Annotated in this window: 21 protein-coding genes, 4 tRNA genes and 1 riboswitch; of the genes, 13 read left to right on the forward strand and 12 right to left on the reverse strand. The window is 48.0% G+C overall.

Annotated features, from left to right (window positions below):
* Window positions 1–303: 303 nt before the first annotated feature.
* The gene (locus tag MKY28_RS18855; protein ID WP_036669231.1) at window positions 304–1599 is read left to right on the forward strand and encodes an Nramp family divalent metal transporter; all 1296 of its coding nucleotides are present in this window, start codon (window positions 304–306) and stop codon (window positions 1597–1599) included.
* A gap of 104 nt (window positions 1600–1703) precedes the next feature.
* Here the strand turns inward: MKY28_RS18855 and MKY28_RS18860 are convergent, their stop codons facing one another.
* Window positions 1704–2387: an HAD family hydrolase gene (locus MKY28_RS18860; RefSeq protein ID WP_340936637.1), complete on the reverse strand. Its 684-nt coding sequence runs from the start codon at window positions 2385–2387 to the stop codon at window positions 1704–1706.
* A gap of 127 nt (window positions 2388–2514) precedes the next feature.
* The gene (locus MKY28_RS18865) at window positions 2515–2910 is read right to left on the reverse strand and encodes a hypothetical protein (protein ID WP_076251542.1); all 396 of its coding nucleotides are present in this window, start codon (window positions 2908–2910) and stop codon (window positions 2515–2517) included.
* 119 nt (window positions 2911–3029) lie between these two features.
* Window positions 3030–3205: riboswitch (cyclic di-AMP (ydaO/yuaA leader) on the reverse strand.
* 372 nt (window positions 3206–3577) lie between these two features.
* Between MKY28_RS18865 and MKY28_RS18870 the strand changes: the two genes are divergently transcribed.
* Window positions 3578–4057, forward strand: coding sequence for a glutathione peroxidase (locus MKY28_RS18870; protein WP_036610823.1), 480 nt, complete (start codon window positions 3578–3580; stop codon window positions 4055–4057).
* Between the two features lie 146 nt (window positions 4058–4203).
* Here the strand turns inward: MKY28_RS18870 and MKY28_RS18875 are convergent.
* Window positions 4204–4286, reverse strand: a tRNA-Leu gene (locus MKY28_RS18875).
* Window positions 4287–4730: 444 nt separating this feature from the next.
* Here MKY28_RS18875 and MKY28_RS18880 point away from each other — a divergent pair.
* From MKY28_RS18880 to MKY28_RS18890, 3 genes are all read left to right on the forward strand, one after another.
* A complete protein-coding gene (locus MKY28_RS18880; RefSeq protein ID WP_161799427.1) occupies window positions 4731–5432 on the forward strand; it encodes an urease accessory protein UreF in 702 nt (233 codons plus the stop codon).
* Window positions 5433–5697: 265 nt separating this feature from the next.
* Complete coding sequence (locus MKY28_RS18885; protein WP_017690011.1) at window positions 5698–5901, forward strand: hypothetical protein; 204 nt, start codon at window positions 5698–5700, stop codon at window positions 5899–5901.
* Window positions 5902–5928: 27 nt separating this feature from the next.
* A complete protein-coding gene (locus MKY28_RS18890) occupies window positions 5929–6564 on the forward strand; it encodes a hypothetical protein (RefSeq protein ID WP_340936638.1) in 636 nt (211 codons plus the stop codon).
* Between the two features lie 30 nt (window positions 6565–6594).
* On the opposite strand, the gene urtE is transcribed toward MKY28_RS18890, so the two are convergent.
* From urtE to urtA, 5 genes are all read right to left on the reverse strand, one after another.
* On the reverse strand, window positions 6595–7290 hold the full coding sequence (urtE, locus tag MKY28_RS18895) for an urea ABC transporter ATP-binding subunit UrtE (RefSeq protein WP_340936640.1): 696 nt from the start codon (window positions 7288–7290) through the stop codon (window positions 6595–6597).
* Window positions 7268–8077 carry an urea ABC transporter ATP-binding protein UrtD gene (urtD, locus tag MKY28_RS18900; protein ID WP_340936641.1) on the reverse strand — a complete coding sequence of 270 codons (810 nt, stop codon included), beginning with the start codon at window positions 8075–8077 and terminating at the stop codon, window positions 7268–7270. The genes urtE and urtD overlap by 23 nt, the downstream gene beginning before the upstream one ends.
* The gene (urtC, locus tag MKY28_RS18905; RefSeq protein WP_076319163.1) at window positions 8040–9131 is read right to left on the reverse strand and encodes an urea ABC transporter permease subunit UrtC; all 1092 of its coding nucleotides are present in this window, start codon (window positions 9129–9131) and stop codon (window positions 8040–8042) included. Before urtC ends, urtD begins: the two co-directional genes overlap by 38 nt.
* Window positions 9132–9152: 21 nt before the next feature.
* On the reverse strand, window positions 9153–10058 hold the full coding sequence (gene urtB / locus MKY28_RS18910; RefSeq protein WP_036610830.1) for an urea ABC transporter permease subunit UrtB: 906 nt from the start codon (window positions 10056–10058) through the stop codon (window positions 9153–9155).
* A 182-nt stretch (window positions 10059–10240) separates the two neighbouring features.
* A complete protein-coding gene (urtA, locus tag MKY28_RS18915) occupies window positions 10241–11491 on the reverse strand; it encodes an urea ABC transporter substrate-binding protein (protein WP_127544210.1) in 1251 nt (416 codons plus the stop codon).
* A 261-nt stretch (window positions 11492–11752) separates the two neighbouring features.
* Between urtA and MKY28_RS18920 the strand changes: the two genes are divergently transcribed.
* The 6 genes from MKY28_RS18920 to MKY28_RS18945 are packed head-to-tail and all read left to right on the forward strand — an operon-like array spanning window position 11753 to window position 16536.
* Window positions 11753–12055: an urease subunit gamma gene (locus tag MKY28_RS18920; RefSeq protein WP_076209470.1), complete on the forward strand. Its 303-nt coding sequence runs from the start codon at window positions 11753–11755 to the stop codon at window positions 12053–12055.
* A gap of 17 nt (window positions 12056–12072) precedes the next feature.
* Window positions 12073–12462: an urease subunit beta gene (locus MKY28_RS18925; protein WP_036610844.1), complete on the forward strand. Its 390-nt coding sequence runs from the start codon at window positions 12073–12075 to the stop codon at window positions 12460–12462.
* Window positions 12459–14177 (forward strand): urease subunit alpha, encoded by a 1719-nt coding sequence (gene ureC, locus MKY28_RS18930; protein ID WP_017690019.1) that lies wholly within the window; start codon window positions 12459–12461, stop codon window positions 14175–14177. The genes MKY28_RS18925 and ureC overlap by 4 nt, the downstream gene beginning before the upstream one ends.
* Window positions 14178–14213: 36 nt before the next feature.
* Window positions 14214–14906, forward strand: coding sequence for an urease accessory protein UreF (locus tag MKY28_RS18935; protein WP_340936644.1), 693 nt, complete (start codon window positions 14214–14216; stop codon window positions 14904–14906).
* Window positions 14907–14939: 33 nt separating this feature from the next.
* On the forward strand, window positions 14940–15659 hold the full coding sequence (gene ureG / locus MKY28_RS18940) for an urease accessory protein UreG (RefSeq protein ID WP_017690021.1): 720 nt from the start codon (window positions 14940–14942) through the stop codon (window positions 15657–15659).
* Window positions 15577–16536, forward strand: coding sequence for an urease accessory protein UreD (locus MKY28_RS18945; RefSeq protein WP_340936645.1), 960 nt, complete (start codon window positions 15577–15579; stop codon window positions 16534–16536). Before ureG ends, MKY28_RS18945 begins: the two co-directional genes overlap by 83 nt.
* 107 nt (window positions 16537–16643) lie before the next feature.
* On the opposite strand, the gene MKY28_RS18950 is transcribed toward MKY28_RS18945, so the two are convergent.
* From MKY28_RS18950 to MKY28_RS18965, 4 genes are all read right to left on the reverse strand, one after another.
* Window positions 16644–17081 (reverse strand): helix-turn-helix domain-containing protein, encoded by a 438-nt coding sequence (locus MKY28_RS18950; RefSeq protein ID WP_340936646.1) that lies wholly within the window; start codon window positions 17079–17081, stop codon window positions 16644–16646.
* 169 nt (window positions 17082–17250) lie between these two features.
* A tRNA-Leu gene (locus MKY28_RS18955) sits at window positions 17251–17333 on the reverse strand.
* Between the two features lie 17 nt (window positions 17334–17350).
* Window positions 17351–17426: transfer RNA gene (locus MKY28_RS18960), tRNA-Lys, on the reverse strand.
* Between the two features lie 106 nt (window positions 17427–17532).
* A tRNA-Glu gene (locus MKY28_RS18965) sits at window positions 17533–17604 on the reverse strand.
* Between the two features lie 306 nt (window positions 17605–17910).
* Here MKY28_RS18965 and MKY28_RS18970 point away from each other — a divergent pair.
* Window positions 17911–18687, forward strand: a complete 777-nt coding sequence (locus MKY28_RS18970) for a DeoR/GlpR family DNA-binding transcription regulator (protein ID WP_017690024.1) — start codon at window positions 17911–17913, stop codon at window positions 18685–18687.
* A 4-nt stretch (window positions 18688–18691) separates the two neighbouring features.
* Window positions 18692–19588 carry a Cof-type HAD-IIB family hydrolase gene (locus tag MKY28_RS18975; RefSeq protein ID WP_036610865.1) on the forward strand — a complete coding sequence of 299 codons (897 nt, stop codon included), beginning with the start codon at window positions 18692–18694 and terminating at the stop codon, window positions 19586–19588.
* Window positions 19589–19648 lie beyond the last annotated feature (60 nt).

The following is a 19648-nucleotide window of genomic DNA, read 5'->3' on the forward strand; positions in this document are numbered from 1 at the left end:
TTTACAACTTTATTATTTTCATGCATTTCAATGCCATGGCTGTATTTTCCCTAAGGTTGGGTAATATACGAAGGGGCATATTCAAGCTACAACCGAAATTTTGTGCTGATACATAAAAGTTGCACTAGACAAAAATAATTGAAGGAGTACAATGTAACAATAAACATAAAAATTTAGATATATCATGAGCGGTTTGTACCGCATCAATATCTCAAAATCAATAATTCAAAGTCAGGTGATTATCGTATGAGTAAAAAAAATCCGTTCAACGCTCCTTCAAGAGAATCATTATCTACTGCAGGCATGGCCCCTTCCCTTGGAGAAGCACATAGTTCCATGAAAGTTCCGCAGAATGCTGCATGGTGGAAGAAATTCCTCGCCTTTGTAGGCCCAGGATACCTCGTTGCCGTAGGTTACATGGACCCCGGGAACTGGGCAACAGATATCGCAGGCGGCTCGCAGTTCGGGTATACCTTGTTATCCGTTATCCTGTTATCGAACCTGATGGCCGTTGTCCTTCAGTCGCTGGCTGGCAAGCTCGGTATCGTTACTGGACGGGATCTGGCTCAAGCCTGTCGTGAACGATTCAGCATGCCTGTTGTTATGATGTTATGGATTCTGTGTGAACTTGCCATTGCAGCTACCGATCTGGCTGAGGTCATAGGTTCTGCCATCGCGTTAAAGCTGTTATTTAACATCCCCATGTTATACGGCGTTATCATCACCGCAGTTGATGTACTCCTGATTCTTGTACTGCAAAACAAAGGCTTCCGCGCTCTGGAAACTCTCGTCATTGTGCTGATGGCAACCATAGCCCTCTGCTTCGGTATTGACCTGTTTCTGGCGAAACCCGATATGGGCGGTGTTCTCCATGGTTTTGTACCAAATGTTGAGATTCTGCAAAACCCGGCCATGCTCTATATCGCCATTGGTATTATCGGAGCAACCGTGATGCCGCATAATCTGTATCTGCATTCTTCCATTGTGCAGACCCGTCAGATCGAACAGACCCCACAGGGCAAAAAAGAAGCCATTCGGTACTCGACCATGGATTCTACAATCGCGTTGACACTGGCCCTGTTCATCAATGCGGCCATCCTGATTGTATCTGCTGCTGTATTCCACAGTGCTGGTATGACGCAGGTTGCCGAGATCGCAGATGCCTATCATCTGCTGACACCTCTATTGGGTACTACGGTTGCAAGTATTCTGTTCGGTGTGGCGCTGTTAGCATCAGGTCAGAACTCTACCCTTACAGGTACACTCGCTGGACAGATCGTTATGGAAGGTTTCCTGAACATTCGAATTCCGGCTTGGCTGCGCAGACTGGTCACACGTCTGATCGCCATCATCCCGGCGGTAATTGTGACAGCCATTGCAGGAGAACATGGCACAGAAGAACTGCTCATTTTGAGCCAGGTCGTGCTGTCGCTTCAATTGCCCTTTGCTGTAATTCCCCTGGTGATGTTCACAAGTGATAAAAAAAGCATGGGTGCATTCGCCAACAAATTGTGGCTTAAAATCATCTCATGGGTCATTGCCGCAATTATCGTTGTGCTGAATGTATATCTGATCATTCAGACGATCCGGTTGTTCTAATCTCATTTTAATTGGCTAAATACTAAAAAGGCTGATCAACTCCGGTATTTTATACCCAGTTGATCAGCCTTTATTGTTGCAATCCAATAAACAACCATCTGCATCTAATCCTGATTTGGTATCAATAACGGCAAGAGTTGATCCAATGAATCAACGGTCCAATCCGCACGTTTGTCATCCGATAGTTCTGGCTGGAATCTTCCGTAACCCTGCATAATTCGAATCGTACGCATGCCCAGCTTCCGAGCAGGTATAATGTCGTTATCGATCCGATCGCCGATCATGACGGCTTCCTCCGGTTCACAACCGGCCTGCTTCAAGGCCACAGCGTATAACTCAGGGTCTGGCTTGGACACTCCTTCTTCAGCCGAACATGCCAGAACATCAACATACTTCCGCAAGCCGTAGCTCTCCAGTCTCTCTTCCGTTCCAGGACTCTGATTGGCAATAATGCCAATGTGATAATGCCGTGACAACTGCTGAAGAACGGAATCTGCTGAAGGAAAAGGACGTTCAAGATCTTTTTGAAACTTCAGCTTGTCCTGAATCTGTTTCTGATGCCCCTCGTCTTCAACGAATGTGCGAATCGCCACTCTCATAGGCCATTGCTCATATTTTCGGTAACAGCTCGCGAACAGTTCGCGTACCGCCTCAATTGTCACCGGATACCCCAAAGCACAAGCTTCACGGACAAACTGTCCGATAATATCATCAACCGGCTCCCATTCATCCACCAGCGTATCTCCAACATCAAAAAACAACCATTTCAATCCACCTACATCCGGCACTCCAATTCCTCCTTGTAAGCATAAAAAAGAAGACTCACCATCCTGCATGAGTCTCCTCAAACTTCCGTTTATCGATACATTCAATTATAACAGGCACCTTACACCTGAGCAATCAGAAGCTATGGCATTAACCATTGAGGAGAAAGCCAACTTCCCCATTGAGCGAATATACAATCCGGTCTGCGCCCATGCCCCGATAGATGCCCTTAGGATGACTCTGCTCCGTAATGACGCACAGGGATTTCGATGTCCATGAACGGCAGATCTGTAAATAACGACAGGTCAGATTCAGGCTGTTCTCGAAAATAAACACGTTGCCTACGCTGCCCTGCGGCAAAAACCATTTTTGAGCTGCAGCCGTATTCATGCGAATAACATGTTCTACTCCGATTCTACGGAGTCTGCGCTCTTCCCCTGCACTGTTGGTTAGAACGGCAAACGGCATTTTTTTGTACATCAGCAATTTGATAAATTTGCGTCCTGCTTCATTTGGAGCAGTCACTAAGACCATCTCAGTATCCATCATTCGTTCCTCCCTTGGCGTGAAAAGACAACAAAAAAAGAAGCGTGGGGGACCAAGGCCTCCCGAACGCTTCTTAAATAACCCATGGCGAAAACACCATGAACCAGCGTACGGCTTGTTGCCTCTCCCTTTAACGCTTACGAGGTTAGCTGACGGATTCGGGCGCGAGAGTCGCCCTATTTCCGGCTGTCACCGGAAAATTCACCCCATGAATGCCCACTGTCCTGGACAGCGCATTCCGTTGGTTCCCCCGTTTTCCACTCATCAATGAATGGAAACTCAGCGATTAAAACATCGTTCGTATATCTTAAGGATAAGATCGAGCGATATTATCGTTTGTTTCGTTTTTCAAGTACATTTTAGTTTAAATTGAAATTACGTTATGAATCATACACCCGTGCCATGTCGGTGTAAAGTCCGCCCAGATCATCAAATCGGCAGATTTTTGCCAATTCCTATCCATAATAACGCTTACAACAAAGTTATACTCTATCTATCTCTTCAAGGCTATCTAATTCTCACTCTGGCGTAAATCACTTCGCAATTCATTCACGTATTCAGCACAACTTGCCTGTTTTGATTCTTTTAACACCATATTAGTTTTGCAATATTTAATTGCAACCAATATAATAGAAGATATAAGAGTAAATAAATGGAGGCGATTTAGATGACAGTCTACGATTACAAAGTGAATACCCTTCGCGGTCAAGAAGTTGAAATGTCCGACTACCGTGACAAAGTGCTCCTGATTGTGAATACGGCAAGCTCATGCGGCCTTACCCCTCAATTCAAAGGTCTGCAAGAATTGCAAGACAAGTTTCAAGATGCTCCATTTGAAGTGCTTGGTTTCCCAAGCAACCAGTTTGCACAGGAAAAAGGATCTTCCGACGATATTGCCGAGTTCTGTCAGATGAATTATGGCGTGAGCTTTCCCATGTTTGAGAAAATTGATGTGAACGGCTCAAGCGCTCACCCTCTTTTCCAACACCTGAGCACAGAAGCTCCTGGCCTGCTTGGCTCCAAAGCAATCAAATGGAATTTCACCAAATTCCTCGTGGATCAGAACGGACAGGTCATTAAACGTTATGCTCCCAAAACAACACCGGACAAGATTGAAGAAGATATCAAGAATTTGCTGCAAAAATAATACACAGGCCACCCGTAGCCGGTAGGTAGAGCAACATTCCTCCGGTAATGGATGGCCTTTTTTCAACCCAGATGTCATACTGTTCGAAAAAGACAAAAAAAGAAGCTTCCCATTAATGGAAAGCTTCTTTTTAATCGTTCATATGATGCGGTCGAGAGGACTCGAACCTCCACGGGCATACGCCCACTACCCCCTCAAGATAGCGTGTCTGCCATTCCACCACGACCGCATGTCGTAAATAATCGGCAACAGAATTGATTATACCGGGTTCAGAACTAAAAGTAAAGTATTTTTTAATACTTCTTTTTCAGCTAGGCATTTTCATCAAAAATCGCATAATCTCGTCATCATTACCCATGAACTGCATATTATTAGATTTGATCCCCTCTCTTTAGGTAAGAGCCGATCTTGTTGGTTCATTTATATATAGTCCTTCCTTATATATAGTCCTCCCTGCACTTCGTAAAATAAATAACACAATAAGTTATATAAAATAACACAAATATTAAATTCCATATTTAATCCATTAAATTTCACGGATACTATTGACAAAAAGCGGATATTTATGGGATGATAACTATCATATAATTCGGATTTTTAAACATAAAGCAAACAAAAAGGAATATAAATGTCACTTTAAGTGACATTTAACGAACACAGGAGGCGAATGATTGTGAACCGTGGGAATAAGCTGCTCGATTATGTCAAACTGCTTGATTCCTCTATTCAGGTTGGAGGGTTCACCCATTCCTTCGGCATGGATATCCATATCAGGGAGGGTACCATTCGTAATGCTGAAGATCTCGAATCATTCATGCGTTGTCAGTTGCATCCGAGCATCGTTCGTCTTGAAGGTATGGCTATCAAAGGCATCTATACCGCAACAGATCACAAGGATACATGGCGGATAGCTCTGATCGACAAGCTCGTCCATGTTCAGCGAACCCCTGGAGATCTCAGAGAACAAGCTGCCGCCATGGGTAAACGATTGATCAGACTCGCACGCGCTCTGCACCCCTGGATTGAATTCAGCCAGCTCGAACAGATCTTTGCCAAATATGATTCGGTTGGCTGCCTCTCCACTGTTCACGCCTGGATTAACCACCACCTCGACATCCCGGTCGAGGAGGCGGTCCTTGGTTACCTGCATTCAGCCATGAATGCCTGCATAACCGAAGCCTCCAAAGTCATTCCCCTGAACAACGATACAACCAAGGATCTGATGGTCCGCCTGGCCACAGATCTGGAGAATGAATGGAAGACCGTCAGCGCCTCGGCTGCGGATGGACTGGCACAGCCAACCTCGATGTCCATGAAATCGTTTTTCCCCAGTTTCCATATGCTTGGAGCTGGACTTCATGCCTACAGGGCCTAATCCTCTTCCTCCTCATATCTACTACCCTTCATTCAGACAAACTAAAAAACACGCGGCAACCTCCTTGCCGACGTGTTTTTTGTCATTTTATTTGTTTTATTTTCGCATTTACGCCATTTATCATCATAAAATACACTTTTTTCCGTCTTTTTTAATTGTTAGATGACGAATTTACGTATATAATGAACATACAGCTCGCATTTCTATATATTCTACATGAAGAAAGGGCGGCTGAATACTACATTCTAACCAGGGGTGAACCCTTTTGAACAAGAAAAAACCAGTTACTCCGTTCGGATGGGCCATCAAACGACGGCTAACCGAACTTCAAGTGGACCAGAAGACCTTTTGTGAACAGCATGGCATCCCACCCTATCGTTTATCCAATCTCATTCACGGCACACGCAAAGCAACCCGATTCAGGCACCTGGTCGCTGATATTTTGGATATTCCAGATGAACTGAGATAAGATTTCTGCCAAAGGAGGGTCTCATCCATGAGACATGTTACATCCGATCTGGAGAAGCTGTCGTTCCAGTCTATACGTCACCAGCTCATCATCATTGATGACAATTGGATTATCCAAAGTTGTAACCGTGCCTGGCAACAGGGACTCGGTCAATGCTCACCAAACCCGGATATACACAGTAGTCATAGACATTACCTGCACCTGACGGAAGCCTGGGCAAAACGAGGCAAGAACGCTAACATGGCACTTGTCGCACAGAATTTGAAAGAACGCGGAATACCCTTTAATCGAAATCATACATATGACATCTGCGTGTATACTGTATACAACGAAAAGAGGTGGTTTCGTGTAGAACTCACCCCTCTATCTTATTCAAATTCAATTCTGGATACCGATCTTGCTTTAATTGCACACATGGATATTACCGAGCAGAGAAAGACAGAACACCAATTGAAGAAAGCATTGTCTGAAGTACGCACATTGCGCGGACTGCTGCCTATTTGCGCCGTCTGCAAACAAATCAAGGACGAAGAGGAACACTGGAACTCCGTTGAGAGTTATCTGGAGAAGTATACCCACGCCGAATTCACCCATGACATCTGTCCGGAATGCATCCGGCGGTTATATCCGAAATACTCGAATATCCTGGACAAGCGTTCCTGAAACCTTTCTCCACTCGCCGACTAACTACAACTATACGGAGAGAAGATGTTCAAACTGCGACATATCCAGCTCTTGCGGTGTCCCATGCAGGGTTATGGTTCCTTTGTCCATGATATAAATGTAATCTGCGGCACTTCGCACAAAATCAATACTCTGCTCTACCAGCAAAACCGAGAGGTTCCCCTTTGCCTTGAGCTGCAAAATTACCTGCCGAATGTCCTCCACGATAGAAGGCTGGATGCCTTCTGTCGGCTCATCCAGTAGCAACAACCCTGGACGCGAAGCCAATGCCCGGGCGAATGCCAACTGTTGCTGCTGTCCACCACTCAGATCCCCGCCCTGCCGTCCATACATCGTAGCAAGCACTGGGAACATCGCCAGTACATCCTCCGGGAACGTTTTTACTCCCGGTGCACTTGTCTCCAGACCGAGCAATAAGTTTTCTTTCACCGTAAGCTGCGGGAAAATCTCCCGCCCCTGCGGTACATAACCAATCCCTGCCCTTGCCCGCTTGGCTGTGTCCAAGGTGGATAACTCCTGATTTTGCCACTGAATACTGCCCTTGCGTGTTTTGAGCAACCCCATTAATGTTTTCATCAACGTTGTTTTCCCTACACCGTTACGGCCCATCAGACACACCACCTGTCCAGGCTGTACATCCAGGTTCACACCACGAAGCACATTGCTTTCCCCGTAGCCGGATTCAATTCGTTGCAGCGACAGCATGTTCATCCCTCCTTTTGCCCAAATACACTTCTGCCACTTTCGGGTCTGCCTGTACCTCCGCCATCGTACCTTCCTTCAGCAGTTTCCCTTCATGCATCACCGTTACCTTGGCTGCGAACTCTCGCACAAACTCCATATCATGCTCCACCACCACAACCGAGCGCTCACGCGCAATCTCTTGCAGAAGTCGCCCGGTCTTGTGTGTTTCTTCATCCGTCATGCCTGCGGCTGGTTCGTCCAGCAACAACACACGTGGCTCCTGCAGAAGCAACATGCCAATCTCCAGCCACTGCTTCTCCCCATGTGATAACGCTCCTGCACGAGCATCAACGCGGTCTTGCAGACCAATCTGGAGGGTAACATGCTCCATGGCAACACTCATTTTCCCATATCGACGAATACCGATGGCTTGCAAAGGGGAACGGCGAGTCTCCGCCGCCAGCGTCAGATTCTCCTGCACCGTCAGACCTGCAAAGATCGATGGCGCCTGGAATTTTCGTCCCACACCTTTGCGAACAATCTGGTGCTCCTTCAGTCGTGTTAATTCTGTGCCATCCGCCATCTTCACCGAGCCGGACACGGGTTTTGTTTTGCCACATATCACATCCAGCATCGTTGTTTTCCCTGCACCATTGGGTCCGATTAGAAAATGCAGGTCATGTTCATGCAGCTTCAGATTCATGCCTTTGACAGCAACGAACCCACCAAAAGCCACCGTAATATCCTCGGCTACCAACACCGCTGATTCCTCAGTAGACTTTAGGTTTTTCCCGAGTGACTTGGACATGCGCACTCTCTCCTCTCCGCTTCAGCAAGCGAACGACATGACGATATACACCTACAATACCGTTTGGCATGAACAAAACTACCGTTACAAAGAGCCCACCAATGACAAACAGCCACCCTTCAGGGTAAGCCTCACTTATGCCTGTTTTGGCTGCATTCAGCACCACCGCTCCGATGACCGCTCCAATAAGCGTACCGCGACCACCCAATGCAACCCACAGGACCATCTCAATGGAGGGTACAATCCCCATCATCGATGGCGAGATAATACCCACCTGAAGAACAAACAACATGCCCGCTATGCCTGCAAGCGCACCGGAAAAAGCAAAAGCCAGCGTTTTATAGCCTGCCGGATCATATCCGAGGAATCGCACCCGATTCTCTCCATCACGCGCAGCTTCGAGCACTTGGCCGAACCGACTGTTCACCATTCGACGACAGAGCACATACGCGATCACCAGAACAGCAAGCGTTATATAGTAGAGAGCAATCGTCGTTCCAGCGGAATGAAGTGTAAAACCAAAGATCGAATTATATCCGGTGATGCCATTTGTCCCACCCGTCCATTCCTGTTTACCAACAAAGAGTGTTACCATAATAAGAACCAAAGCTTGAGTCAGGATGGTAAAATAAACACCGGTGATCCGGTTGCGGAACGTAAACCACCCCAGAGCAAAGGCAAGCAATGCTGGAAGGGCTATCCCCAATAACAGCGCCACCGGGAAAGAGCGAAATGGTTCCCAGAACCACGGCAGACCACTGAGACCACTCCATCCCATGAAGTCAGGAAGCGTTGCTCCACTGGCCTGAAGCTTCAGATACATCGCCATCGCGTACCCACCCAGACCAAAGAACACCCCATGCCCAAGACTTAGCACACCCCCATATCCCCAGATCAGATCGAGACCAATGGCCAGGATTGCTAGCGCCAAAAACTTGGCTAACAGACTCAGACGAAACTCCGTGGAGATTAGTGGAGCAAGACACATCATGATCAGCACAACCGCCCAGATAATCCTCATTTTCAGACTGCCGGTCTTGAGTAAAGCGGACATGAACTAACCCCCTTTTTCACGTTAATCGAGACTCCGTGTGCGCATCGCGACCAATCCGCGTGGTTTCCATTGCAGGAAAGCAACGATACATACAAACACAAGCACCTTGCCAATGGAGGCCGAGGTATAGGTTTCGAACAGCGTGTTGAACATACCAATCCCCAATGCACCACACACGGTTCCAACCAATTTCCCAACGCCACCCAGAACAACGACCATGAACGCATCCACAATATAATACGTACCAAGCGAAGGACCAATCGGACCAATGAGCGTTAATGCACAGCCAGCAATTCCGGCAATGCCCGAACCAATCGCAAAGGTCATGCCATCCACCCGCCGGGTCGAAATCCCAAGACACCCCGCCATGCTCCGATTCTGCATCACAGCCCTCATTCGTCTTCCGGAAGATGTTCGATAGATATAGAGATACATACACAGCAGCACCACCGCAACCAGTGCGATAATGAAAATTCGTTTATACGGAAATACAATACCATCCGAGATCGCCAATCCCCCATTGAGCCAAGCCGGACTGGATACTCCCACATTGGGTGCTCCGAATATGGTACGGGCCAGTTGTTGCAGCATCATGCCTACACCCCATGTCGCCAGCAAACTGTCCAGCGGCCTGCCATATAGATGCCGGATCAGCACCACTTCAAGCAACCAGCCAATCAGAGCCGCTACAATGAACGCAATCGGTAGAGCCACAACAAAGTAGGCACCAAACCACGCCGCTGGAGCATAGGACATGAACAGATTTTGTGTTACATATGTTGCATATGCACCAATCATGATCAGTTCACCGTGAGCCATATTGATGACATTCATCAGCCCAAACGTTACTGCAAGCCCCAATGCAATCAACAACAGAATTGAACTGATACTCAGACCATTGAACATCTGAAGGATAAACATATCCATCGCTATCCCCTCCTCCATACCGTGACTCTCGATATTTCACATGAATTCAATTAGCGGCAGTAACATTTTTCACATCACAGTAACGCTTTACCGCGATACGGTAAGGGGATGTGTTGTCACACCCTCGTTTATGTTTCGGCTGCTTTGAAGCGAGTTGCCTGTTTTATTGCGAGGTTTCTATGTTATTTAGCGCTGAGGGTTGCTCCCCATTCATACGTTTTCAGATAAGGGTCCGGCTTGACAGGCTCACCAGAATTCCACAATTCCTTGAACTGCCCATCCTCCTGCACCTCACCGATCCGTACGGTTTTGTAGATATGCTGATTCTCTCCATCCACGGTTACCTTACCTTCCGGGGCATCAAACTCCAGACCCTTGGCAGCTGCCTTCACCTTCTCCACGTCGGTTGATCCTGCTTTTTCCACCGCCGCCTTCCAGAGATAAACCGCCACATATCCCGCTTCAATCGGATCAGCTGTCACTCGATCAGCACCGTATTTTTCTTTATACTTGGCAACAAATGTTGCATTCTCAGGTGTATCCGTTGTCTGATAATAATTCCACGAAGCCAGATGCCCCTTCAATACGTCTGCGCCGATGCCACGGATTTCTTCCTCCGCCACACTCACCGACAGGGTTGTCATCTGATCCGAAGAGATTCCGGCATCCTTCAATTGTTTGAAGAAGGCCACATTGCTATCTCCGTTCAGCGTATTGTATACAATATCCGGCTTCGCAGCTTTGATTTTGCTAATGATGGTACTGTAATCGGTATGGCCCAGCGGTGTGTATTCTTCACCCACTACTTCGCCGCCTTCTGCTGCGAGTTGTGCCTTAATGACCTGATTGGCCGTTTTCGGAAATACATAATCTGAACCGAGCAGATAAAACGTCTTGCCCCTGTTCTCCAGTAACCAGGTTACGGATGGAACGATCTGCTGATTGGTTGTTGCTCCTGTATAAAAAATATTTGGCGACGATTCCAATCCCTCATATTGCACCGGGTAAAACAATAAACCTTTATTCTGTTCAAACACCGGGAGCATAGCCTTCCGACTTGCAGAGGTCCATCCACCAAATACAGCAGCGACCTTATCCTGTTGCAGTAACTTTCCAGCCTTCTCCGCAAAAGTAGGCCAATCCGAAGCGCCATCCTCAATTACAGGCTCAATCTGTTTACCCAAAACTCCGCCCGCGGCGTTGATCTCTTCAATGGCAAGCATCTCCGCATCTTTAACAGATACTTCACTGATCGCCATCGTTCCGCTGAGAGAGTGAAGAATGCCAACTTTAATCGGTTCACCGGATGCAGCCGGCTCTCCTGTACCACCTGAACCCGAAGCTTCAGGCGGCGCAGTGCCCTCCACACATCCTGTCATCACAATGACCGCACCCAGCAAAATACTCCATAACTTGACCGACCTCTTCTTCAATAGCCTACACTCCCTTTTTTTAGTCTATTGACGAACATTAAGGTCATTTGCGTCCGAAATGTTCGTTGATCCAAATTATGGAGGGTTCCTCTCTTCATGTCAATATAGCTTACATAATTTTATTTCATGCCTACTCGTTTCATGCATACTGCTAATACGCCTTGAAGCTTATTGACAAAGGATTCACCCTGTGTGAGTATATTTAACATACAATATGATCCATGAACATATCAGACATTATAAGCGAAAGGTCGGATTGCCTTGCACTGGACTGAGCAGGAAAAAGAAAAACTCCTGATTACCGTGGCCGCTAACCTCGCCCGTGAACGAAGAGCACGCGGACTCAAGTTGAATGTTCCCGAAGCCATCGCCTTGTTGACCTCCGAACTGATGGAACGAGCACGGGATGGAATGAGTGTTGCCGAATTAATGAGATACGGAGGCACCATCCTGACACGTGAAGACTGTATGGATGGTGTTCCCGATATGATTCCTGAAGTACAGGTAGAAGCCACATTTCCTGACGGTACAAAACTGGTTACTGTACATGAACCCATACGCTGAGAAAGGCAGGAGAAACCATGATTCCTGGTGAATACCGTTTAAAGCCAGATGACGACATCATCTGTCATCCGGATCGTTTAACCCTACGACTCCTTGTCCTTAACCGCGGCGACCGCCCCGTCCAAGTCGGCTCTCACGTTCACTTCTATGAAGTTAATGCAGCACTGGACTTTGATCGCACGTCAGCTTTTGGACATCGCCTGCATATTCCGGCAGGCACCGCAGTTCGCTTCGAACCCGGTGAAGAGAAACCTGTTGAACTCACGACCTTTGGCGGCAAACGCCAGATTCACGGGTTCAACGGATTAACCGAAGGCTCTGCGGATCAAGCCCCCGATCCAGTGAAACTGGAGGCATTCCTGAAGACGTTCTCCCCTCCCATACAAGATGGAGGTGAACCTTCATGAAACGAATGAGCCGTGAACAGTACGCGTCGATGTTTGGACCGACAACCGGTGATGCCGTAAGACTTGCGGATACCGAACTATGGGCAGAGATTGAACATGATTATGCCGTATATGGAGATGAGAGCAAGTTTGGGGGCGGCAAGGTTATCCGCGACGGGATGGGCCAGTCTACCACTGCTCTGCGAAGCGACGGCACCCCTGATACTGTCATCACTAACGCTATCATTATCGATCATTGGGGCATTGTAAAAGCGGATATCGGCATTCGAGATGGTCACATCTGCGCCATTGGCAAATCCGGTAACCCGGATACAATGGATGGTGTTCATCCCGCACTGGTCATCGGTGCTTCCACCGAAATCATCGCCGGTGAAGGCATGATTGTAACCGCTGGCGGCATTGATACCCATATTCATTTCATCTGCCCACAGCAGATTCAGACTGCGTTATCCTCCGGGGTCACGACCATGATCGGCGGGGGAACAGGACCAGCAACAGGAACCAAAGCCACCACCTGCACACCAGGAGCCTGGCACATCCACCGGATGCTGGAGTCCGCAGAAGCTTTTCCCATGAACATCGGTTACCTTGGCAAAGGCAACAGTTCCAGTACCGCACCTTTAATTGAACAGATTGAAGCTGGGGTAATCGGCCTGAAGCTACATGAAGATTGGGGCACTACCCCGAGCGCTATCGACGCTTGTCTGACTGCCGCCGGGGAACATGATGTTCAAGTCGCTATCCATACCGATACATTGAACGAAACCGGATTTCTCGAAAACACCCTGGCTGCAATCAACGGCCGGACGATCCATACGTACCATACGGAAGGCGCTGGTGGCGGACACGCACCGGATATTATCCGGGCCGCTGGGGAGTCCTACGTTATCCCCTCATCAACCAACCCAACACGACCGTACACACGCAACACTGTAGAAGAGCATCTCGATATGTTGATGGTGTGTCATCACCTGGACCCTTCCATCCCGGAAGATGTCGCTTTTGCGGATTCGCGGATTCGTCCCGAAACCATCGCAGCCGAAGACATTTTGCATGATCTCGGCGTGTTCAGCATCATCAGTTCCGATTCTCAAGCCATGGGCCGAGTGGGCGAAGTCATTATCCGCACCTGGCAGACAGCCGACAAAATGAAAAAACAGCGCGGCAAACTTGAGCTCAACCCGAATTCCCCCTCCGATAACGATCGGATCAAGCGATATGTCGCCAAGTACACTATCAATCCAGCTATCGCTCACGGAATCGGTCATCTCGTCGGTTCGGTGGAAGTTGGCAAGCTGGCAGATCTAATCATATGGAAACCGGCTTACTTCGGTGTTAAACCCGAGATTGTCATTAAGGGTGGAATGATCACATTTGCCCAGATGGGTGATCCCAATGCGTCCATCCCGACACCTCAGCCGGTATTTGGCAGACCGATGTTCGGAGCCTATGGTAGCGCCATTGCCAGCGGATCGATCACCTTTGTCTCCCAAGCCGCAGCAGATGCGGGGATCAAAGAGTCTTTGGGCCTGAAGAAACGGGTTGAACCCGTCAAAGGCTGCCGCTCGGTCAGCAAAAAAGACATGATTCATAACGACGTCACCCCTGTCATTGAAGTCGATCCCGAAACCTACGAGGTACGCGCCGACGGCGAGCTTCTCACCTGCGAACCCGCAGACGAGTTGCCTATGGCACAGCGGTACTTTATGTTTTGATAGGAATACGGATTAGCTGATAAGGGGGCGCTCATGATGAATAGTGGCACGAAGCTACTCCGTTACGTTCAACTGCTGGATTCAGCCCTGCCCATCGGTGGTTTCTCCCATTCCTTCGGTCTGGAAGCTTACACGCATGATGGCACCGTGCAAAATACCGCGCAGCTTGAACAGTTTATTCGCAACCAGCTTCATTCCAGTCTTGTACGACTAGATGGTCTTGCCATCAAAGGCGTCTATCAGGCGATAAAACAGCAAGATGCCGCTCTACTTGCCCTGTATGACAAACGTGTCCACGCCCAGCGCTCCCCTCGGGAACTCAGGGAAAGCGGCCACAAGATGGGAAAACGACTGCTCAAGCTGGCCCGTTCACTCTATCCATGGATGGACTTTTCCCTAATTGATGAGGCTATCCGGGAACATGGCGCGTATTGCGGCATCACGACCATTCACGGTTATATTAACTATCAATTGGAGATTGAATTGGATGAAGCCGTTACCGGGCATCTGTATACCTCAGTGAACGCTTACGTGAACAGCGCACTTCGCCTGCTGCCCATCGGACAAACCGAAGCGCAGATGTTGATTCAGAAACTGCTTGATGATATCGAAGCGGAATGGGCTCTCATTCGAGACAATGACCCCGAAGATATGCACAGCTTCGGAATCGCCCAGGAAATCTACGCCATGCGGCATGAGACCTTACCCGCGCGGCTGTTTATGTCTTAACTACAACTTTTATCTAACTTAGGAGGAATTGTTATGTGTGGAGGAGCTAATCATACGCATCATCCGGAGTGGGAACGTAAGGCATTTGATCGGAGTCGTCCGATGCGAATTGGAATTGGTGGACCGGTAGGTTCAGGTAAAACAGCCCTTGTGGAGAAGCTGTCCAAGGCACTGCGTACACGTTACAGCCTTGCTGTCATCACGAATGACATTTATACCAAGGAAGATGCCGAGATTTTGTTGCGTCAGAATGCACTGGCACCAGAGCGTATTATCGGCGTAGAGACAGGTGGATGCCCGCACACGGCTATTCGTGAGGATGCCTCCATGAATTTCGAAGCAGTTGACGAGTTGATTGAACGCTTCCCGGATCTGCAACTGATCTTCATCGAGAGCGGCGGCGACAATCTCTCCGCTGCATTCAGTCCGGAACTGGCTGATGTGTTCATCTACATTATCGACGTTGCTCAAGGAGAGAAACTCCCCCGCAAAGGCGGTCCCGGCATAACGCGTTCAGATCTGCTGTTAATCAACAAAACCGACCTCGCCCCTTACGTTGGTGCAAGCCTGGAAGTTATGAAAAATGATACCGAACGGGTACGCGAAGGCCGCCCTTATGTCATGTCTAATCTAATGAGCGGTGAAGGTGTATCCGAGATTGTCCACTGGCTTGAACATCAATACATGGATGACGATGCTTCCGCTGCACATCTGCATTCACACAGCCATGAACATGGCACTCACTCGCATTAATTCATCTTCTGTCCCCACGGGAACAGAGATAAATAGGAATGAAAGTGCAGGTGCACCCGTCACACGCCGCAGCGAGCTTCGGGCCACCTTTGCCTTTCAAGGCGACCGGACTGTCATGACTGATCGTTATTACAGCGCACCACTCCGGTTTAGCCGATCCTTTCGACCTCCCGGAGGAGGAACCGAATTATGTGTGTACACGTCAGACGTCTCGCCTGGAGTCCTTAACGGGGATCTTTATCATTCCGAGTGGGAATTAGGCGTAGGCACCCATGTCATGCTGAGCAGCACATCCGCTACCCGACTTCATCCTACACCTTCCATTCCCTCATCTGTTAATCATCACTTTCGGTTGGGAAAAGGGGCCACGCTGGAATACTTCCCTGAATGCGTCATTCCCTTCAAGGGAAGTTCTTCTTCGCTCACTGTAACTTTTGAGCTGGAAGAACAGGCAATCCTGGCCTATGCAGATATCTGGTCTGCCGGACGGATTCATCGGGGAGAAGCCTTCCAATTCGAGCGTTACCGCAGCTTGACGGAGATATGGCAAGGTGAACAACTGGCTGTCTGGGATCGATTCGGACTCGAACCGGATACCGATGATCCCAAACACTCAGCGTCTCTCCTTCACTACACACATACCGCTGCGTTATGGATGATTGCCCCAGGTCTTGGTACTGCGGAGTTGGAGCAAGTCAGATCTGCGCTGCCACCAGATGGGCGAATGCTCGCAGGTGCAAGTTTGCTGGCAACCGGAGGCATCGGCGTTCGACTCCTTGGCATGGCAGCTTGGGAACTTCAGGAGCAGTGTCTTCAGATCTGGAACACACTCCGCCCACATCTGCTGGGCAAAGAAACTCTTGTCTTTCGTAAATAAGGGCATCAAGCATAGTTAACACCAAAAAACCTCTGAACTGTCTCCGAGTGTGTTCGGATTAGTCCAGAGGTTTTGTACATTCAGTCTATGGATGCTGCTCATATCACTTACGCTTCGTTTTCCTCAGAATCGTTCTCTGATTTGTTCTCTGATTTGTTCTCAGGTTTATAGCGATAGTCGCCAGCATCCTTGCTTTCCTTGGATTTACGGTAACGGGTGAACTCAATATATTCGCTGATAAAAGACTGTTCCACAGTCGATAATTCACTTTCTTGGCAATTCAATTGCCGCAAAACGTCAAAAAAATAATCCTCCCGTTTTTCCCGAACCATCGCTTCCTTCGATGGACGTCCAATCATGAGCCAGTCGAGGCTCACATCAAAAAACGAAGCAATCTCAATTAATTTATTCGTACTCGGAATAGACTTGCCACGTTTCCAATCACCCAGATTGCCTGTGCTAATCTTCAGCTGTTGGCAGAAAGCCTTCTTGGTCATTCCTCGTTCGGCAATCAGGTGTTCAATTCGCTCATAGATCGACTGCATACAAGAACCGCCTTCCAACCGTAATAATCAACTCATCTGCTTGAATTATACCACATTATTCCTGAATGCTCAGCCTTTATATGCCTGAAACAGGATGAGGTATATCGTATAACACAAAGATAGACTCCCATGAATGATCATAGAAGTCTATCTTATATTGTTGCTGTGATGCGGTCGAGAGGACTCGAACCTCCACGGGTATACACCCACTACCCCCTCAAGATAGCGTGTCTGCCATTCCACCACGACCGCATATTCAATTGTAAAAATGGTGAGCCATGAAGGGCTCGAACCTTCGACACCCTGATTAAAAGTCAGGTGCTCTACCAACTGAGCTAATGGCTCTTGCTGTAAACTTCACCGGATGTGCCATGCTTCATTCTTGTCTATAAGAGCAATGACTTTGAGGATTACTCATCGAAAATGTAGATCTCATGAGGTGGTGAAGATATGACCCGTAGGGGATTCGAACCCCTGTTACCTCCGTGAAAGGGAGGTGTCTTAACCCCTTGACCAACGGGCCTTAATAACAAGTTGTCTTTCTTGGCGACAAGAATGAGTATACCACAGGACAATTTGAACTTGCAATACTTTTTTTAAAATTTATTTTTCAAGCCTTTTTGCCCATTGCATACTCTTCTTCAGAGCCCCGTTATTAGCCACCTCCCGTTCATGCCAATGTCATCCCCGTGCAGGAACAATGTAAACCATCTATCAAAACACTTATAAAAACTTACGTTCACTTATAATATTGCAAATCACATTAAGAATACTTATAATTAAAGTATCAGTATAAGTACGGTCATCCATATACTCGGAGGTGACATGTTTGTTTCAAGAAGAACGAATGCAGCTCATTGTTGAACATCTACGCAAACACAATCGCATCTCAGCCGATGATATTGTCGCCTTGTTTGATGTATCACGGGATACTGCACGCAGGGATCTGATTAAGCTTGAGGAACAGGATGCCATTATCCGAACACGTGGCGGCGCGATTCTCCCCCCTCCTCCGCAAGAATTCAGATCCTACAAAGACCGTTTACTCGATGTATCTGAGGAAAAGAGGGCCATCGGCAAACTCGCTGCGGCCATTGTAAGGCAAGGCGAGATCATTATTCTGGACTCTTCCACGACTGTGCAGGCCTGTGCCGAGAACTTAAACGGCAAATCCTGTACCGTCATTACCAATTCGATTCATTCCGCTGATCTTCTCTCCAATCACACTGCTGTCCAGATTCGTTTGCTCGGAGGCAAAGTAGATAAGGAACAACGTTATGTCTACGGTACCTCTGTTATCGAGACCCTCTCCCACTATTATGTAGATAAAGCCTTTATCGGAATTGGCGGTATCACCATGGATGGCTTCAGTGCTTCCGAAGAGGAAGGAAAAATTAAACACCAAATGATGAAAGCTGCCAAGAAAGTTGTTGTTCTTGCAGATCAATCCAAGTTTGATAGACGTTATGGTTATCGTTTTGCCGACTGGTCGTTGGTGGATGTATTGATTACGGATCAATGGCCAACCAAAGAATGGCTTGTTTTTCTAGCCGAACAACAGGTTGAGATTCTCATTCCTGAACCAACAGATGATAAGGAGTTGTAAATATATGAAATTATTTGCCACAGATTTAGATGGAACTTTGTTGAACATAGATAGCCAGATTAGCCCGGAGAATGCCGCAGCCATCCAAAAGGCCCAGCAATCCGGTATGAAAGTTACCATTGCAACAGGACGTGTCTATTCCGATGTTGTGACCATCAGCCGCGAAGGCGGAATTAAAACCCCAATTATCGGCTCCAACGGAGCGACAATTCATGATGCAGACGGTGAACGTTTATTCCATCTTCCGCTCGAGCGTGACACAGCAGCTTCCGTCATGCAGTGGCTGGAAGATCATGATGTCTATTATGAGGCTTCAACGCAACAAGGCATCTATGCCCCGCGTAGCAGTCATGAGACCTTGCTCGCCGAGATGGAACGTGTTCTTGGTTCAAACCCTGGTGAGGACATTGCACGCATGATTCGCTCCATCAAGAAACACTATGACAAAAAAGACTACCACCGCGTAAACAGCCATCTCGAAATTCCGGCAGAAGCCTACATCTATAATATTATGGCCTTCTCCATGAATCCGGACAAAGTAAAGACAGGACGAGAATACTTCGCTTCCCGATCCGATGTCGCCATGGTTGTATCCTTTGAGCATAACTTCGAAATGCAGCACCCGGACGTCTCCAAAGGTAATGCCCTTACCAAACTGGCGGCTCACCTGAACATCTCCATGGAGGATACAGTAGCTATTGGCGATAACTTCAACGATGTCTCCATGTTAAAAATGGCTGGACTCGGCATCGCCATGGGTAATGGCGAACCCGAAATCCAGGCATTAGCCAAAGCCATAACGCTGACCAATGTGGAGCATGGTGTTGCCCATGCCATCGAGTGCCTGCTTGAAGGTAAACCGGTATCCCGCCCAGAAACGATTGTCGGGGAAGGTCAGTAATTGGACCCATACTGAATTAAGTACTGAACCTGCATGATCACCTGTTGATCCATGCAGGTT

Source organism: Paenibacillus sp. FSL R5-0473 (assembly GCF_038004565.1).
GTDB classification, from domain to species: Bacteria; Bacillota; Bacilli; order Paenibacillales; family Paenibacillaceae; genus Paenibacillus; species Paenibacillus amylolyticus.

Excerpts from the sequence above, each read along its gene's own strand:
- MKY28_RS18975 (WP_036610865.1), top strand. The coding sequence starts at position 18,692 with ATGAAATTATTTGCCACAGATTTAGATGGAACTTTGTTGAACATAGAT.
- urtD (WP_340936641.1), bottom strand. The coding sequence starts at position 8,077 with ATGTCCAAGTCACTCGGGAAAAACCTAAAGTCTACTGAGGAATCAGCG.
- MKY28_RS18870 (WP_036610823.1), top strand. The coding sequence starts at position 3,578 with ATGACAGTCTACGATTACAAAGTGAATACCCTTCGCGGTCAAGAAGTT.
- MKY28_RS18925 (WP_036610844.1), top strand. The coding sequence starts at position 12,073 with ATGATTCCTGGTGAATACCGTTTAAAGCCAGATGACGACATCATCTGT.
- MKY28_RS18865 (WP_076251542.1), bottom strand. The coding sequence starts at position 2,910 with ATGGATACTGAGATGGTCTTAGTGACTGCTCCAAATGAAGCAGGACGC.
- MKY28_RS18890 (WP_340936638.1), top strand. The coding sequence starts at position 5,929 with ATGAGACATGTTACATCCGATCTGGAGAAGCTGTCGTTCCAGTCTATA.
- MKY28_RS18855 (WP_036669231.1), top strand. The coding sequence starts at position 304 with ATGGCCCCTTCCCTTGGAGAAGCACATAGTTCCATGAAAGTTCCGCAG.
- urtB (WP_036610830.1), bottom strand. The coding sequence starts at position 10,058 with ATGGATATGTTTATCCTTCAGATGTTCAATGGTCTGAGTATCAGTTCA.
- urtC (WP_076319163.1), bottom strand. The coding sequence starts at position 9,131 with ATGTCCGCTTTACTCAAGACCGGCAGTCTGAAAATGAGGATTATCTGG.
- urtE (WP_340936640.1), bottom strand. The coding sequence starts at position 7,290 with ATGCTGTCGCTGCAACGAATTGAATCCGGCTACGGGGAAAGCAATGTG.
- ureC (WP_017690019.1), top strand. The coding sequence starts at position 12,459 with ATGAAACGAATGAGCCGTGAACAGTACGCGTCGATGTTTGGACCGACA.
- ureG (WP_017690021.1), top strand. The coding sequence starts at position 14,940 with ATGTGTGGAGGAGCTAATCATACGCATCATCCGGAGTGGGAACGTAAG.
- MKY28_RS18950 (WP_340936646.1), bottom strand. The coding sequence starts at position 17,081 with ATGCAGTCGATCTATGAGCGAATTGAACACCTGATTGCCGAACGAGGA.
- MKY28_RS18935 (WP_340936644.1), top strand. The coding sequence starts at position 14,214 with ATGAATAGTGGCACGAAGCTACTCCGTTACGTTCAACTGCTGGATTCA.